Raw genomic sequence first — 16,427 nt, forward strand, 5'->3', positions numbered from 1 at the left:
CGGACCTTCAGGCTCTCTTCATAGGCCTCTTGTCGTCGGCCATGGCGAAGTCGCCGAACCACGGCAGACGATCGGGCTCGGCCGCAGTCAAATCCCTGAGCATGGTTCTGGCGGCCTGATAGTTCTCGAGCGCTTCCGGCAGGTCGCCTTGCACCAGCCTGATGTTGCCGAGCTTGATGTGGCTGACGGCGAAATCGCGCTTGACGCTCGGATCGGTTTCCTGGGCCGAACGCAACTCGAGATTGGATACCAGCGCCGCAAAGGCGCGGCCTGCCGCATCGGTGTTGCCGATAAGGGTGTAGAGCTTGCCGAGGTCGTCCAGCGTCCGGATCTGGCGGTCGGCGTCGTCCAGCGTCAGCGAGGTCTGTCCGGCCTCGCCGTAAAGGGCCAGCACCGATTCATAGTCCTTGATGGCCGTGGCGTAGTCGAGATCGGCGCGTGCCGCACCGCCAGACAGAAAACGCGTCGCCGCCTCCGACAGCGTGCGGCTGACGAAATTGACCTTCAAGGCGTTGCGCGAGACATTGTCGATGTCGGCGGCCCTGGCGAGGATGGCGCGCGCGCCATCGAAGGCGCCGAGCGATAGCTGCACCTCGGCCTGCCGGCGCAGTTCCGTCACTTGCGGATCGTCGGAGGCGAGCGTCCTCATATCGCTGCGCACCTTGACGAAAGCGTCGGCCGCCTCGTGCAGCCTGGCATTCAGGCTGTCCGCCGAGAGGTGGCTGGCATCGGAGCCGATCAGCGCGCCATAGAGTGGCGCCAGCGGCATGTCGGCATCGCTGGCAATCTGCTCGACCTCGCCGCGCATCTCCGGCGTCACATCGGCCATGGCGAGCAGCAGGCGTTCGCGCTCCGGCAGCTGTTCCTTGGCCGCTGCGGCAAAGAACAGTTTTGGCAGGCCGCTCTCGACATAGGGCAGCTGTTTGCCGCGTGACAGGTCATAGACCTCCTGCTGCACCAGTGTCAGCACCGAGCGGATCTCGAGCCCGTCGGTGCCGAGATATTTGGTCAGCGCTGTCGTGAACGGCGAATTCTGGCCGGTCCCGTCGGCCGCCGTCTCGCCCGGTGCGGCCGAGAACGCGAACAGGATGTTTTCGGCGCGGCCAATCCGGCCGAGACCCGGCCGGACTTTTTCCGCGACATCCTTTGCCAGCGATGTCGCGCCTCGCCCTTCGCCCATCGTGCCCGAAAACGGATCGCTGCGGCAGGCATCGAGCATGATCAGGCCGACCTTGGCAGTGGCCGCCACGGTGTCGCGCACCTCTTCCAGCGGCAGGCTGGTCTTCTCCAGCGCATCGAGCGAGGAGGCGTCGGCGTCGACCGGCAGCAGCCGGTTGTCGCCCGAGATTTCGACGCCGTGGCCGGAGAAATAGACGAGCGCCACGTCGGCGCCTCTGGCATCCTCGCGAAAATCGTCGAGCGCGCGGCGCATCCGCCGCAGATCGCGATTGGTTTCGAGAACGACCTCGAAGCCGAGCTTCTTCAACGCCGCTCCCATCGCCTCGCCGTCATGGACCGGATTGGCGAGTGGCCGGACCAGGCGGTAGTCGTCATCGGCGATGACCAGGGCCACGCGCCGCTCGGCCACCGCGGCGGCGGTGGCCGTGAGCATCAGCAGCAAGGCAAACAGCAAGCGCAAGTCGAACCGCCCCCCGGCTCGTTCATTTGCGCGAACATTCCACCTCTTTATGGCATGAGCAAGCCAAGCTTTTGGCGGAAAGCCGATGCTTTCAGGCAGCCCGCATCGGCTTCAAGGCCTCGCTCCAGCGCGACAGCTCGTCCAGCATGGTCTTGGCGCCGCCGCGCACCTGCTCGCTGGCGCTGAAAGCGCCTTTCTCGTCGAGCAGTTTCTGATACATCGGCAGCGCGACACCTTCCGGGATCGGCATGACGCCCACCGAGGTCAGCAATGGCTTCAGCGCCTGCGCCGCGCGCAGACCGCCGGAGACGCCGCCATAGCTGAAAATGCCGGCGGGCTTGTATTTCCATTCGCGCAAGAGATAGTCGATCGCGTTGACGATCGCCGGCGCCACGAAATAATTGTATTCCGGCGCGACGAAGACAAAGGCGTCGGCGGCATCGATCGCCTTGGACCAGGCCTTGGTATGGTCGTTCTGGTAGTTGCCAAGCCTTGGATGGTGCGGTTCGTCCAGCACCGGAAGCTTGAACGTATCGATGTCGGTCAGCACCGGCTCGAATTTTCCATGCTCGCGCGCGAACCTCTCCAGCCACTCGGCGAAAACCGGTCCGGCGCGGCCGGGCCGCGTGCTGCCGATGATGATGTTCAACTGGTGCTTCAAGGCGGGCTCCTTCGTTTGGCGGTATCTGTTGGTGACCGTGACCTACGGCAGGCCATGGCCGCGGACAAGGCGACACCGCCAGGGAGGCGGTCACAATTGCCTGAACGGACTGTCTGCCGCACGTCCCGGGTTGCATGGTTCGTGCCTGCCGTTCGGTCCCATGGACGCCCGGATTGCCAGCCACTACATTGGTGTATCAGCGGAGCAGCCCATGGACATCCAGCCCGCCCCCTTCGTCCCCCCGGCGCCAAAGCCGCGCACGACGCCTCCCTCGACGCTGGAGATGATCCGCATCGTCTACCGCAACCCGCTCGAACTGTGGGGGGAGCATACCTACAACGAGCCCTGGATCTCGGCGAGTGGCGTTGGTGGACATCTCATCGTTGCCAACGATCCGGGCCTGATCCGCCACGTGCTGGTCGACAACGCCAAGAACTACAAGATGGCGACGGTGCGCCAGAAAATCCTGCGGCCGATCTTGCGCGACGGCCTGCTGACCGCCGAGGGCGAGGTCTGGAAACGGTCGCGCAAGGCGATGGCGCCGGTGTTCACGCCGCGCCATATCTTCGGTTTCGCCCAGCCGATGCTCTGGCGCACGCGGGAGTTCGTCACCCGTTACGAAGCCGGCGGCATATCCGACATCGCCCATGATATGACGCTGCTCACCTACGACATCCTGGCCGAGACGCTGTTTTCCGGCGAAATCGCTGGCGTGCCGGGCAGTTTCGCCAATGAGATCGACCGCCTGTTCGAGACTATGGGCCGCGTCGACCCGCTCGACCTGTTGCGCGCGCCCGACTGGCTGCCGCGTCTCACCCGCATCCGCGGCCGCAAGACCATGGCCTATTTCCGCAAGATCGTCACCGACACGGTCAAGATGCGCGAAGAGAAATTCAAGCGGGATCCCGATGCCGTGCCGCAGGATTTCCTGACGCTGCTGCTCAAGGCCGAAGGCCCCGACGGGCTGACGCGGGCCGAGGTCGAGGACAACATCATCACCTTCATCGGCGCCGGCCACGAGACCACGGCGCGCGCGCTTGGCTGGACGCTCTATTGCCTTGCGGAATCCCCGTGGGAGCGCAACCGCGTCGAGCAGGAGATCGACCGGGTGCTGGCGCGCGAGCCCGATCCGACGAAGTGGCTCGATGCCATGCCTTTCACGCGTGCGGCTTTCGACGAAGCACTCAGGCTGTATCCGCCGGCACCGTCGATCAACCGCGAGCCGATCGAGCCGGAAATGTGGAAGGATCTCTATATCCCGAAACACGCCGCCGTGCTGGTGATGCCATGGGTCGTCCATCGCCACCGGAAGCTTTGGGATCAGCCGAATGCCTTCCTGCCGGAGCGCTTCCATCCGGGAAACCGCGAAAAGATCGACCGCTTCCAGTATCTGCCGTTCGGTGCGGGCCCGCGCGTCTGCATCGGCGCCAGCTTCGCCATGCAGGAGGCGATCATCGCGCTGGCGATCATACTGTCACGCTTCCGCTTCGACACCACCGCGGAGACAAAACCCTGGCCGGTGCAGAAGCTGACCACACAGCCGCAAGGCGGTCTGCCGATGCAGGTCACGCCCCGCCAGGTGTGGTGATATTCAGGTTATGCCGGCCTGCGAACGATGGCTTCCTGCGCTTCCGGTACTCACGTACCAAAAGTACGCTCCGTTCCGGTTCTCGGAATCCACCGCTCTCGGCTCAGCTTGACCTGAATCCTCAACACACCTTCAAGCTGTGGTAATGAATTAAGCTGCGGGTTTGCGCTGCTGGAACTGGCCGGCGGCGCGGTAGCGCCAGAGGTAGCTGGGCAGGATCGTCGCGATCGATTGCGGCTGGATGCCGAGGCCGGCGAGCGTCCTGTTGGCCTTGGCCGCCGCGTCCGACACGATGTTGTGCTCGCGCAGCTGTATCACCTGGTCCTTGGTCAGCAGCGGATTGGGCAAGAGGCCGAGGATCGAGGCCTGGATGTTGGCCACCCACCACGGCACCGGCACCAGCAGGCGCTTGCGCTCGATCACCTCGAGCAGCTCTTCCATGCACTCCTTGAAGGTGAGCACCTTCGGCCCGCCGAGTTCATAGATCTGGCCGCCCTCGACCTTGCCGTCGACCGAGCGCGCCACCGCTTCGGCGACGTCGCCGACATAGACCGGCTGGAACTTGGTCTGGCCGCCGCCGATCAGCGGCAGCACCGGCGAATAGCGGGCCATGTTGGCGAAGCGGTTGAAGAAGGCGTCCTCGGGTCCGAAATTGATCGACGGCCGGAAGATCACGGCGTCCTTGATCGTCTCCAGAACGGCCTTTTCGCCGAGCGCCTTGGTGCGCGCATAGTTCGATCCGGAGTTCAGATCGGCGCCCAGCGCCGAAATATGGGTGAGACCGGCGCCGACCGCGCGCGCTGCCTCGGCCACGGCGCGGGCGCCGAACTCGTGGACGGCGGAGAATTTCTGCCGGCCGCTCTCATGCAGGACGGCGACCAGATTGACGACATGGTCGGCGCCCTGCACGGCGCGGTCGACCGACCAGCGCACGCGCACATTGGCCTGCACCGGCTGGATTTGGCCGACATTGCCGAGCGGCTGCAGATGGCCGGCGAGATCGGGCCGCCGGCAGGCGACGCGGATGCGATAGCCCCGTTTGGCCAGCGCGCGCACGACATGACGACCGACAAAGCCTGACCCGCCAAAGACGACGACGAGCTTTGGGGTCTGCAGGATTTCGGTCATGGCTGGCTCCGGCGCTCGCAGGCTTGGCTGAAGCCGTTTCATAATCGGTTTCGCGCCAAAGGCAAAGGGTGACGCGTGGTCGCTGCCAGCCGCCTTGCCGATGCAGGGTCGGCCGAGTGGTGGTTGCCGCCGCGAATGACGAAGAACAGCAGGATCGCCGCCTGAAGACGTGGATGCAAAAACGCAGAAAACCCCGCCGAAGCGGGGTTTTCCGGGCTGCATCCATGCGAAGCCAGGGGCCGCCGGAGCGGCCTGACCTGAGACGGTATCAGGAGGGCGTGAAGCAAGTACGCCCACCCCAGCCCTGAACATCCGACATGGTGCCGCCGACCTTCTTGCAGGCGGCGACGAGGTCGGCGCTGCAGTTGGCGGTTTGCTGCCTCCGGTGTGGATCGGGCAAGCTCGCCTTGCCCTGGACAAATCTGGGTCGCGGCAGCGCGCGGAAAGGTTCAGCGGGGCGCGAAGAAAATTGCACCGCGCCGCGCCTCAAGCGGACAGATTTCAGGTAACAATCTGATATCTAATGGATTATTCAGGAAGAATAGCGGGCGGCGAATTCGGAAATGCGCTGCACCACGGCCTTGGACGCGCTGATGCCCCGCGCTTGCGCCTTCTCGGCGGCTTCGGCCCGGGCACGGCCGGGCACATGCACGCCGAAGCGCCGCCGCAGGCGGTCGAGCTGGTCCTTCATCCGCTGCTCGAAATCGGGATCGAGCAGCTTGGGTTCGATCGCAAGCACAAACAGCCCGGTGCCGGGGCTGTCCGGTCCGCCACTGAACCATGGCGCGTCGAGCGACCAGTTGGCGCCCGATAGGCCCGCCGCCAGCACCTCGACCATCAGCGCGATGTTGGCGCCGCGCTGGCCGCCGAAGGCAAGCATCGCGCCCTTCATGGCGGCCGCCGGATCGGTGGTCGGATTGCCGCTGGCGTCCAGCGCCCAGCCTTCGGGGATTGTCTTGCCCTCCTCGGCCGCCTTGCGGATGTTGACGAAAGCGGTGGCGCTCGACGACTGGTCGATGACCAGCGGCGCGCCATCGGCGGCGGGTGCGGCAAACGACATCGGGTTGGTGCAATAGACCGGCTTGACCGAGCCCGAGCCGGCAAGCACCGCTGGACCGTTGGTGGCGGCGAACGACACCAGCCCTTGCGCTGCCAGCCGGCCGGTGAAATAGCCGAGCGCGCCGCATGTATAGGCGTTCTTCTGCGAGAAGATGGCGACGCCGAACAGCCTTGCCGCCTTGGCGAGGTCGTCGATGGTGCGGTCGAAGCCGGTGTGCGCCAGCCCGCCGCGTGCATCGGAGAGGTAGATCGCCAACGCCGGCCGGGTGATCACCGGGTCTGCGTTGCCGTCGATGCGGCCGGCTTCCAGAGCCTCGAGGTAATCGATGAAATGCGACAGCCCGACGGAGGAAAGCCCTTCCGACTCGGCGGCGATGATCGAAGCGGTCAGCGATTGTGCCGCTTCCTCATTGGCCCCGGCGCCGAGTGCCGCCATCCGGCACAATCCTTTTGCCTGGTCGAGACTGAGTTGCATCGCAATGAGTTCCTAAGCGAGTAGCGAGTAGCGAGTAGCGAGTAGCGAGTGGCGAGTGGCGAGTGGCGAGTGGCGGAAATAGCGGAAATAGCGGGCGCTTGCTATTCGCTATTCCCTATTCGCTAACTCACTAACCGATCTTGTTCGGGATCCTGGCCTCGATCCTGCCGAAGGCGAGGACCAGAATACCGGTGATCGTCATGTAGATCAGCGCCAGCAGCAGCAGGGGCTCATAGGTGAGGTAGGTATCCTGCCGCACCTTGGACGAAACGGCGAAGATGTCGATGACGCTGATCGTCGCCACCAGCGGCGTCGACTTCAATTGCAGCACGGTCTCGCCGGTCAGCGTCGGCAGCGCCCGGTAGATGGCTTGCGGCAGCCAGATGCGCCGGAATGCCTTCCAGCGGCTCATGCCGAAGGCGCGGGCGGCCTCGAGTTGCCCCTTGGGCACGCCGGCAAAGGCGCCGCGCATCACTTCACCTTCATAGCCGGCAAAAGACAAGGTCAACGCCAGCACGCCATAGGGCCAGGCTTGCCGCAGATACGGCCACATCCAGGATCCACGGATCCACGGATATTGCGGGAACAGCGAGCCCAGCCCGTAATAGAGCAGCCACAGCTGGATCAGCAGCGGCGTGCCCCGGATTACCGTGCAGAACGCCTTGGCGGGCGCGGCGAACCAGAAGGAGCCGGTGGCCTGCGCCAGCCCCAGTGGCACGGCAAGCAGGAAGCCCAGCACGCAGGTGACGGCCAGGATCCACAGCGAGCGCCAGATGCCGATCAATCCCATTTCATAATATTGCGGCAGCCAGTCCCAGCGCATGAAAAAGGCCGCCGACAGAACCAGCCCGAGTGCGATCAGGATCAGCATGATGCGGTGCGGCTGCAGCCACAGCGACGTTCGCGCGACGACGTTGATGATGGCCGCCTCGTTGGCCATCAGCGGGCCTCCCTGAGCGAAGGCATGCCGCGCCGCGACCAGGCCTCGACACGGCCGATGAGGAGGTTGGAAAACAGCGACAGCAGCAGATAGAGCACGGCCGCGGCGAAGAAGAAGGTGAAATAGGCTTTGGTGACGCCGGCGGCCTGCCGCGTTGCCAGCGCCAGCTCGTAGAAACCGACGACCGCCAGCAGCGCGGTGTCCTTGGTGGCGATCAGCCAGAGATTGGCGAGGCCCGGTATGGCGAAGGGCAGCATGGCCGGTAAGGTGATGCGCCGCAGAAGCAGGCCGGGAGACATTCCATAGGCGCGGGCGGCTTCGATTTGCCCTTGCGGAATGGCCAGGATCGCGCCGCGTATCACCTCGGTCGAATAGGCGCCCTGGACAAAGCCGAGCACGGCGATGCCGGCGGCAAGGCCGCTAATGTCGACGCGCTGATAACCCATTGCCGTCAGCGCCTGGTTGATCAGGTCGGTTCCGGCATAATAGAGCAGCAGGATCAGCACCAGTTCGGGCACGGCGCGCACGATGGTGGTGTAGACCGCCAGCAGATCGCGCACCACCGGGCCGCCATAAAGCTTGCCATAGGCGCCGCCGGTGCCGATCAAGAGACCGAGACATGTGGCGCCCAACGCGATCTCGATCGAATGGAGCAGCCCAACCAAAAGGGTCCCGCCCCAGCCCGGCGGATTGGGCGAGAGAAGTTCGATGATGCCGGCCGCCGAGGCCGAAAGAAATGCGTCGATCAGCGTCGCCCCCGGATTGCTGGCTCTAACCGCCGACGGCTGCGTCGGCGGCAAACATGCCTGGGAAAGATCGGGCAGGAGGGCATGGCGCTGACGCCATGCCCTCAGCTCATGCGAGGATCGTCAGTTCGACTGCGCGCCGCCGCCGCCGTAAATGTCAAAATCGAAGTACTTCTTCGAGATCTCGTCGTATTTGCCGTTGGCGCGGATTGCCTTGATGCCGGCGTTGATCTTGTCCTTCAACTCGGTGTCTTCCTTGCGCACGCCGGCGCCGACGCCCGGACCGAGCACTTCGTCATCCGGTGCCACCATGCCCTTCAGATCGCAGCAGGCCTTGCCTTGGTCCGATTTGAGAAATTCACCAAGCGCGATGGAATCGGCCTGCACCGCGTCGAGGCGGCCGGCCGCCAGATCGTTGTTGGCTTCGTCCTGGGTCTGGTATTCCTTGATTTCCGCCGCTCCGGTGAAGTGCTTCTTGGCGTAGACGGCGTGCACGGTCGAGACCTGAACGCCGATGACCTTGCCCTTGAGGTCGTCCGGAGTGGCGCCGAATTTCTGGTCCTTTGGCCCGATGATCGCCGTCGGGGTGTTGTAATACTTGTCCGAGAAGTCGATCGTCTTCTTGCGCTCGTTGGTGATCGACATCGAGCTGACGATGAGGTCGATCTTCTTCGTCGTCAGCGCCGGAATGATGCCGTCCCAGGCAACCGGAGTGATGACGCAGTCGAGTTTCTCTTCCGCGCAGACGGCGTCGATGAACTCGATTTCCCAGCCGACCCACTTGCCCGATGCATCCGGCGAGGTGAAGGGTGGATAGGGCTCGGCGGCGACACCGATCTTGACCGGATCGGCCTTGGCCACGCCCATGGCGGCGACGCCGAGCAGCAGCGCTGCGGCGAATGTCTTCAGAACGGTCTTCATTTCACGACTCCCAGTTTGTTGTTGGTTCCCGGTTTTCTTCCGTCCCGGCCTGTCCTAGCCGATGTTGCGGATGAACTGCTTCAGCCTTTCGGATTTCGGCGCGCCGAAGATTTGCTCCGGCGGCCCTTCTTCCTCGACCAGCCCGTTGTAGAGGTAGACGACATGCGTCGCGACCTCCCGGGCAAACTTCATTTCATGGGTGACCAGCACCATGGTGCGGCCTTCGCGCGCCAGGTCGCCGATCACCTTCAGCACCTCGCCGACCAGCTCAGGGTCGAGCGCCGAGGTCGGCTCGTCGAAAAGCATGACGCGCGGATTGATGGCCAGCGCCCGGGCGATTGCGGCGCGCTGCTGCTGGCCGCCCGACAGATAGGCCGGATAGACGTCGCGCTTTTCGGCAAGGCCGACGCGGGCGAGCAGCTTTTCGGCCTCTGCGATCGCCACATCGCGCTTGACACCAAGCACATGCACTGGAACCTCGATGACGTTTTCGATCAGCGTCATGTGGCTCCACAGGTTGAAGTTCTGGAACACCATGCCGAGCTTGGAGCGGATACGCTCGATCTGCTTGCGGTCGGCCGGAACCGTGTGGCCGTGGCTGTCGGCTTTGAGCTTGATCTCTTCGCCATTGACGCGGATGATACCGCTGGTCGGATTTTCCAGGCAGTTGATGCAGCGCAGCAGCGTCGACTTGCCCGAGCCTGAGCCCCCGATAATGGCGATCACCTCGCCGTCACGCGCCGACAGCGACACGCCCTTCAGCACATGCAGCTCACCGAACCTCTTGTGCAGGTTCTCGACATGAATGGCTTCGGCGGCGCCGCCCTGCGCCGTCTGTTTCAATGCGGATGCGGCGCCTTGCGCTATCATCCCGGATGCGGCACTTGTAGCCGTCATCCCTTCGACGCTCCGCGGAGCGGTCGACCTCGTCGCTGCTGGTATCTTTTACCCATTACCCATCACTGGACAGAGTTCCCATTCTCAGGATGGACCGTTCCGCTTGCCTCCGTCAACCATGGTTTTTGGACTATTGATCACAGCCTGCCGTAGTGGTTAGTGGCGGCAACGGACGTTTCGGGAGAATTTAGTGGGCAAATCATACGGGTCGCAGTCCATGGCCGGACCCCTGAAACGCGTGCTGATGCGGTCCGCCGCCAGCGCCATGCGTCATGCAAGGGCACAGGAATGGCACTATGGTCCGGGTTTCGATCCGCAAAAGGCCGCAACCCAGCATGAGCAGTTGACCGGCATGGTCGCGGCCTCCGGCGCCGAGATCGAATGGCTGACGGATGCCGATGACGGGCTGGCCGATTCCGTCTTCACCCACGATCCGTCGCTGATGACCGATCATGGCGCGATTATTCTCTCGATGGGCAAGGCGTTGCGCCGGGTCGAGCCCGGCCTGCATGAGGCAGCCTACGATCGCATGGGCATCCCCATTCTCGGCCGCATCGACGATCCGGGCCAGGTGGAAGGCGGCGACTGTGTCTGGGTCGATGCGACCACGCTGGCCGTCGGCCGAGGCGTGCGCACCAACCAGGACGGTATCCAGCAGCTTTCGAACCTGCTTTCGCCCAAGGGCATTTCGGTTTTTGGCTTCGACCTGCCGCTCTGGCATGGGGAGGAAGCCTGCCTGCATCTGATGTCGGTGATCAGTCCGCTCGCCGACGATCTGGCGCTGGTCTACGCGCCGCTGCTGCCAGCCGCCTTCTACCAGCTGCTGCGGGCGCGCGGCATCACGCTGGTCGAGGGTGATGCCGACGAGTTCTTCATCTCCAACGGGCTCAGCCTCAACGTGCTGCCGACCGCGCCGCGCCAGGTCATTGCCGTTGCCGGTTTCCCCAGGACTGCGGCTGCCATGCAGGCCGCCGGCTGCGTGGTTTCCACCTTCGAGGCGGACGCACTCTGCATCGCCTGCGAGGGCGGCCCGACCTGCCTGACGCGCCCGGTGCTGCGCCAATGACCACCATTGGGACCATCACTGGGACGACTGTCGGCGAGGCGCTTATCTCGCTGCTCGAAGCTCATGGCGTCGACACGGTCTTCGGCATTCCCGGGGTGCACACGGTCGAACTCTACCGGGGGCTGGCGCGCTCGACGATCCGCCATGTCACGCCGCGCCACGAACAGGGCGCCGGCTTCATGGCCGACGGCTATGCACGCGCCAGCGGCCGGCCGGGCGTCGCCTTCGTCATCACCGGACCGGGGCTCACCAACACCATCACCGCCATGGGACAGGCACGTGCCGATTCCGTGCCGATGCTGGTCATCTCCGGCGTCAACGCCATGCCGACGCTGGGCAAGGGGCTGGGTTTTCTGCACGAACTGCCCGACCAGCGCGGCATGATGGAGAAAGTGGCGCTGTTTTCGCACCGCGTTACCGAGGCCAGGGAATTGCCCGGTGCCCTGGCGCAGGCCTTCGCCCTGTTTTCATCGGCCCGGCCCGGCCCGGTGCATATCGAGATCCCGACCGACGTCATGGTCAAGCCGGCCGATGGCATCGCTGCCGTTCTGAGCAATGTAACGCCGCCCGCGCCGGAAGCTGCCTCAATTGCCAGCGCCGCCAAGCTCATCGCTGCCGCGCGCCGCCCGCTGATCCTGGTCGGCGGCGGTGCCAAGCGTGCCGAAGCGCCATTGCGCCGCCTGGCCGAACGGCTGGGAGCGCCGGTCGTCCAGACCGCCAATGCGCGCGGCCTACTGCATGGTCATGCGCTTTGCGTGCCGGCCAGTCCCAGCCTGAAGTCGGTGCGGGCGCTGATGGCCGACGCCGATCTGGTGATTGCCGCGGGCACCGAATTCGGCCCCACCGACTATGACGGCTATAGCGATGGCGGCTTTGTGCTGCCCGCCAATCTGATCCGCATCGATATCGGCGCGGACCAGCTTGCCCGCCGCCCGGCAACGGTTTCGATCCAGGCCGATTGCGCCGAGGCGCTCGAGGCCCTGCTCCCGCAGATCAGCCATGTCCCTGTAGGCGAGGGCGGCCCGTCGCGTGCGGCTGCTGCGCGCGAAGCGGCCTTTGCCGAGCTCAATCCGACGCTGCAGGGGCAGGTCCGCGCCGTCGAGGCGATCCGCGACACTTTGCCGGGCGCGTTCATCGTCGGCGATTCGACGCAGCCGATCTATGCCGCCAACCTCTATTACGACCATGATCGGCCAGGCGGCTGGTTCAATGCCGCGACCGGCTTCGGCGCGCTCGGCTATGGCCCGCCGGCGGCGATCGGCGCCGCCCTTGCCGTGCCCGAGGCGCCGGTCGTCTGCCTCACGGGTGACGGCGGCTTCCAGTTCACGCTGCCGGAACTGGGCGCCGCGCTAGATGCCCGGGCGCCCGTCATCTTCGTGGTGTGGAACAATCGCGGCTACCGCGAGATCGAAACCTCGATGCTCGATGTCGGGGTCGAGCCGGTCGGCGTGTCGCCGGCGCCGCCGGATTTCTGCAAGCTGGCTGAGGCCTATGGAATCGGCGCCGAACGGCTGTCCGATATCGCCGCTCTGACGGACGCGCTGAAACGCGCCCGCGCAACCGGACTGCCACGCGTCATCGAAATCACGGTTGACTGAATATCGGTGGCCCGACTTCCCGCCTCGGCCATTGCCCACGGCTAGCCGGTGGCGGACGCATGCAAAGACGCGACAACTGCCATGTCGAGATTTCAATTGAGTGATGGCGAGAAAGGCGCGACGCTTCGCGTCGGCGGCGCAAGAAACGACCTAACGATAAAAAATGACAGGAGCGGTCCAAGATGACGGAAACCCTTGAAGGCAGGCATATCGTCGTGACCGGCGGAACCGGTGCGCTCGGCGGTGCGGTTGTCGGCAAACTTTTGAGTGACGGCGCGATCTGCCATGTGCCCAATGCCCATGCCGCCGCACCAGCCCATTTCCCTTTCACCGCGCATGATCGTGTCGAACTGGTGCACAATGTCGATCTCTCGGACTCCGCCAAGGTCGAGGCGTTCTACAGCCAGGTTCCCGGCCTGTGGGGGTCGATCCACCTGGCCGGCGGCTTCACAGAAGCGCCGGTGGAAAAGATCGAGTCGGCGTCCTTTGCCGAGATGATGGACACCAATGCGCGCACCGCCTTCCTGTGCTGCCGCGCGGCGGTGCGCTCGATGCTGGCATCAGGCACGGCAGGCCGCATCGTCAATATCGCCGCACGGGCGGCATTGGAGCCGCGCAAGGGTGCGGGCTCGGTCGCCTACGCGGCAAGCAAGGCGGCGGTGGCAGCGATGACGGTGGCGATGGCCGAGGAGCTGAAGCACAAGGGCATCCTGGTCAACGCCGTGGCGCCGTCGACGCTCGACACGCCGGCAAACCGCGCCGATATGCCGGATGCCGATGTCACCAGATGGGTCAGCCTCGAAGCCGCCGCCGAGGCCATCGCCTATCTCGCCTCGCCGGCCAATCAGGCGATGAGCGGCACGCTGGTGCCGCTTTACGGCAGGGCGTAACCTTCCGACCTTCCAACCTTCACGTCGATCAAAGAAAAACCCCGCCGGATTGCTCCGGCGGGGTTTTGTTTTCGAGCTTATGCGAAGGGCTTCGCGGTGCGAAGGACTTTAGCTGCCCTGCTTCTTCAGCGCGGCACCCAGGATGTCGCCCAGCGAAGCGCCGGAGTCGGTCGAGCCGTACTGAGCGACCGCTTCCTTCTCTTCGGCGATTTCCAGCGCCTTGATCGAGACCTGCAGCTTGCGGGTCTTCTTGTCGAAGGCGATGACGCGGGCGTCGACCTTCTGGCCGACGGTGAAGCGCTCGGGGCGCTGCTCGTCGCGGTCGCGGCTCAGATCGGAGCGCTTGATGAAGGTCTCGATGCCGCTGTCGACCAGCCGCACTTCCAGACCGCCATCCTTGACGCCGATGACTTCACAGGTGACCACCGCGTTCTTGCGCAGTTCGCCTGAAGTCGCCGCCTCGCCGACCGTATCCTTGGCCAGCTGCTTGATGCCGAGCGAGATGCGCTCCTTGTCGATGTCGACATCGAGCACCTGCGCCTTGACCATATCGCCGCGATTGTACTCTTCGATGACCTGCTCGCCCGGACGCGTCCAGTCGAGGTCGGAAAGGTGCACCATGCCGTCCACGTCGCCTTCGAGGCCGATGAACAGGCCGAACTCGGTCTTGTTCTTGACCTCGCCCTCGACCTGGCTGCCGACCGGATGGCTGCTTGCGAAAGCCTGCCACGGGTTCTCGAGCGTCTGCTTGAGGCCGAGCGAGATGCGGCGCTTGGCCGGATCGACCTCGAGCACCACAACGTCGACTTCCTGGGTTGTCGACAGGATCTTGCCGGGATGCACGTTCTTCTTCGTCCACGACATTTCCGAAACGTGGATGAGACCCTCGATGCCCGGCTCCAGCTCGACGAACGCGCCGTAGTCGGTGATGTTGGTGACGGTACCCTTGATCTTCTTGCCGATCGGGAACTTGGTGCCGATCTCGGACCACGGATCGCTCTCGAGCTGCTTCATGCCGAGCGAGATGCGGTGGGTTTCCTGGTTGATGCGGATGATCTGCACCTTGACCGTCTGACCGATGTTGAGGATTTCGGTCGGATGGTTGACGCGGCGCCATGCCATGTCGGTGACATGCAGCAGGCCGTCGATGCCGCCGAGGTCGACGAACGCACCGTAATCGGTGATGTTCTTGACGACGCCTTCGACAACCTGGCCTTCTTCGAGGTTCTGCACGATTTCCGAACGCTGTTCGGCGCGGCTCTCCTCGAGCACGGTGCGGCGCGACACCACGATGTTGCCGCGGCGGCGATCCATCTTGAGGATCTCGAAGGGCTGCGGGTTGTGCATCAGCGGGGAGACGTCGCGGATCGGGCGGATATCGACCTGGCTGCGCGGCAGGAAGGCCACGGCGCCGTCGAGGTCGACGGTGAAGCCGCCCTTGACCTGGTTGAAGATAACGCCTTCGACGCGCTCACCCTTGGTGAACTTCTCTTCGAGACGGACCCAGCTCTCTTCGCGGCGGGCCTTCTCACGCGAAAGCATCGCTTCGCCAAGCGCGTTCTCGATGCGCTCGACATAGACTTCGACGGTGTCACCGACCTTGAGGGTGGTGTCCTTGCCCTTGACGCCGAATTCCTTCAGCGGCACGCGGCCTTCGACCTTGAGGCCAACGTCGATGATCGCCATGTCTTTTTCAATGGCGGTGATGATGCCCTTGACGACCTGGCCTTCGCCGGAATGGCCGGCGGTAAATGATTCTTCGAGCAGGCTCGCGAAATCATCGCGAGTGGGATTTGCAGCTGACATTGTTTCTCCTGGAGTGTCCCGCATCTCAAGCGGGACGGGCGCCGTGGGTTAGCGTTGCGTTAGCCTGCCGGCGTTCCGGACTACAAAAGCCCTGGGCCGCTCTTTAAGCGGCAATTCCGGCGCATGAAGAATGCTGGCAGGCTGGTTCGTGCCCGATATGGGTGTCTTCTTCGCCTCCGACAACGGAAACGCGAGGGAAAAACCCGGATCAGGCGTTGTCTCTCTTGACCAGCACGTCGTCTATGATCGCCTTGGCTGCGAGAAACGCGGCTTCTATAGCCATTTCGCTGGTATCAAGCAAGTGCGCGTCGGCGGCGGGCTTCAAAGGCGAGTCGGCGCGACCCATGTCGCGCTCGTCGCGGCGCACGATATCGGCAAGGATCTCGGCGAAATCGGCGGTGCCGCCGATGCTCTCGATCTCGGCCAGCCGGCGCCTCGCGCGCACCTCGGCGCTCGCCGTCACATAGAGTTTGATGTCGGCGTCAGGGCAGACGACGGTGCCGATGTCGCGCCCGTCGAGCACGGCGCCCGGTGGTGTCTGAGCGAAGTCGCGCTGCTTTTCGACCAGGATGCGCCGCACGGTCGGGAACACCGCCACCTTCGACGCCGCCTCGCCGACCGCATGCGCCGACAGCACCGCGCGGTCGAGCTTGGCCAGATCGACCTGGCGGGCAGCGGTCTCGGCGGCCGAGACATTGTCGAGCGGCAGCGCGTGCTGAAGCAGCGCATAGGCGACGGCACGATAGGTGAGGCCGGTGTCGAGCAGGTTCAGCCGGTAGTGGTCGGCGAGCCGCCGGGCGAGTGTACCTTTGCCGGCGCCCGCGGGTCCGTCGATGGCGATGGTGAAGGGGATGCTCATTGGCTGGCCGCCGCGATCGAAAGGCGCGATGAAAAAGACAAGCGCCGCGATCCGTCGCACCCCCCTCTGTCCTGTCGGACATCTCCCCCGCAAGGGGGGAGATCAGCCGTCACCGCTGACTTCGCCAATCGCCAATGTTGCAGGACTGAGCGGA

The 16,427-nt window shown here is 64.5% G+C and carries 14 protein-coding genes; 4 read left to right on the top strand and 10 right to left on the bottom strand.

The annotated features are described in order from the left end of the window. Positions 1 to 7: 7 nt before the first annotated feature. Both NKH03_RS08230 and NKH03_RS08235 read right to left on the bottom strand, forming a co-directional pair. Complete coding sequence (locus NKH03_RS08230) at positions 8 to 1,639, bottom strand: caspase family protein (protein ID WP_352967999.1); 1,632 nt, start codon at positions 1,637 to 1,639, stop codon at positions 8 to 10. Between the two features lie 91 nt (positions 1,640 to 1,730). Then, positions 1,731 to 2,300: an NADPH-dependent FMN reductase gene (locus NKH03_RS08235; protein WP_352869190.1), complete on the bottom strand. Its 570-nt coding sequence runs from the start codon at positions 2,298 to 2,300 to the stop codon at positions 1,731 to 1,733. A gap of 211 nt (positions 2,301 to 2,511) precedes the next feature. On the opposite strand from NKH03_RS08235, the gene NKH03_RS08240 reads away from it, so the two are divergent. Beyond that, entirely contained in the window at positions 2,512 to 3,888 is a 1,377-nt protein-coding gene (locus tag NKH03_RS08240; RefSeq protein ID WP_352968000.1) for a cytochrome P450, read from the top strand. 150 nt (positions 3,889 to 4,038) lie between these two features. On the opposite strand, the gene NKH03_RS08245 is transcribed toward NKH03_RS08240, so the two are convergent. From NKH03_RS08245 to NKH03_RS08270, 6 genes are all read right to left on the bottom strand, one after another. After that, on the bottom strand, positions 4,039 to 5,016 hold the full coding sequence (locus tag NKH03_RS08245) for a complex I NDUFA9 subunit family protein (RefSeq protein WP_352968001.1): 978 nt from the start codon (positions 5,014 to 5,016) through the stop codon (positions 4,039 to 4,041). A 532-nt stretch (positions 5,017 to 5,548) separates the two neighbouring features. Beyond that, on the bottom strand, positions 5,549 to 6,550 hold the full coding sequence (locus NKH03_RS08250; RefSeq protein WP_352869185.1) for an Ldh family oxidoreductase: 1,002 nt from the start codon (positions 6,548 to 6,550) through the stop codon (positions 5,549 to 5,551). 130 nt (positions 6,551 to 6,680) lie between these two features. Then, complete coding sequence (locus NKH03_RS08255; protein WP_352869183.1) at positions 6,681 to 7,490, bottom strand: ABC transporter permease; 810 nt, start codon at positions 7,488 to 7,490, stop codon at positions 6,681 to 6,683. After that, positions 7,490 to 8,203 (bottom strand): ABC transporter permease, encoded by a 714-nt coding sequence (locus NKH03_RS08260; RefSeq protein ID WP_352968079.1) that lies wholly within the window; start codon positions 8,201 to 8,203, stop codon positions 7,490 to 7,492. The genes NKH03_RS08255 and NKH03_RS08260 overlap by 1 nt, the downstream gene beginning before the upstream one ends. 156 nt (positions 8,204 to 8,359) lie before the next feature. Then, entirely contained in the window at positions 8,360 to 9,157 is a 798-nt protein-coding gene (locus NKH03_RS08265; RefSeq protein ID WP_023761473.1) for a transporter substrate-binding domain-containing protein, read from the bottom strand. Between the two features lie 54 nt (positions 9,158 to 9,211). Beyond that, positions 9,212 to 10,027, bottom strand: a complete 816-nt coding sequence (locus NKH03_RS08270; protein ID WP_352869385.1) for an ABC transporter ATP-binding protein — start codon at positions 10,025 to 10,027, stop codon at positions 9,212 to 9,214. 244 nt (positions 10,028 to 10,271) lie between these two features. Here NKH03_RS08270 and NKH03_RS08275 point away from each other — a divergent pair, with 244 nt between their 5' ends. The 3 genes from NKH03_RS08275 (at position 10,272) to NKH03_RS08285 (ending at position 13,608) form a co-directional block, all read left to right on the top strand. Further along, positions 10,272 to 11,120: a dimethylarginine dimethylaminohydrolase family protein gene (locus NKH03_RS08275; RefSeq protein WP_352968002.1), complete on the top strand. Its 849-nt coding sequence runs from the start codon at positions 10,272 to 10,274 to the stop codon at positions 11,118 to 11,120. Beyond that, entirely contained in the window at positions 11,117 to 12,718 is a 1,602-nt protein-coding gene (locus NKH03_RS08280) for a 5-guanidino-2-oxopentanoate decarboxylase (RefSeq protein ID WP_352968003.1), read from the top strand. The genes NKH03_RS08275 and NKH03_RS08280 overlap by 4 nt, the downstream gene beginning before the upstream one ends. Before the next feature lie 182 nt (positions 12,719 to 12,900). Continuing rightward, positions 12,901 to 13,608: an SDR family NAD(P)-dependent oxidoreductase gene (locus NKH03_RS08285; protein WP_352968004.1), complete on the top strand. Its 708-nt coding sequence runs from the start codon at positions 12,901 to 12,903 to the stop codon at positions 13,606 to 13,608. 108 nt (positions 13,609 to 13,716) lie between these two features. Here NKH03_RS08285 and rpsA read toward each other — a convergent pair whose 3' ends face one another. Continuing rightward, positions 13,717 to 15,414, bottom strand: coding sequence for a 30S ribosomal protein S1 (rpsA, locus tag NKH03_RS08290; protein ID WP_023811516.1), 1,698 nt, complete (start codon positions 15,412 to 15,414; stop codon positions 13,717 to 13,719). Between the two features lie 208 nt (positions 15,415 to 15,622). Further along, positions 15,623 to 16,273, bottom strand: a complete 651-nt coding sequence (gene cmk / locus NKH03_RS08295) for a (d)CMP kinase (RefSeq protein ID WP_352968005.1) — start codon at positions 16,271 to 16,273, stop codon at positions 15,623 to 15,625. Positions 16,274 to 16,427: the final 154 nt, after the last annotated feature.

The organism is Mesorhizobium sp. M1406 (assembly GCF_040317555.1).
Lineage (GTDB): Bacteria > Pseudomonadota > Alphaproteobacteria > Rhizobiales > Rhizobiaceae > Mesorhizobium.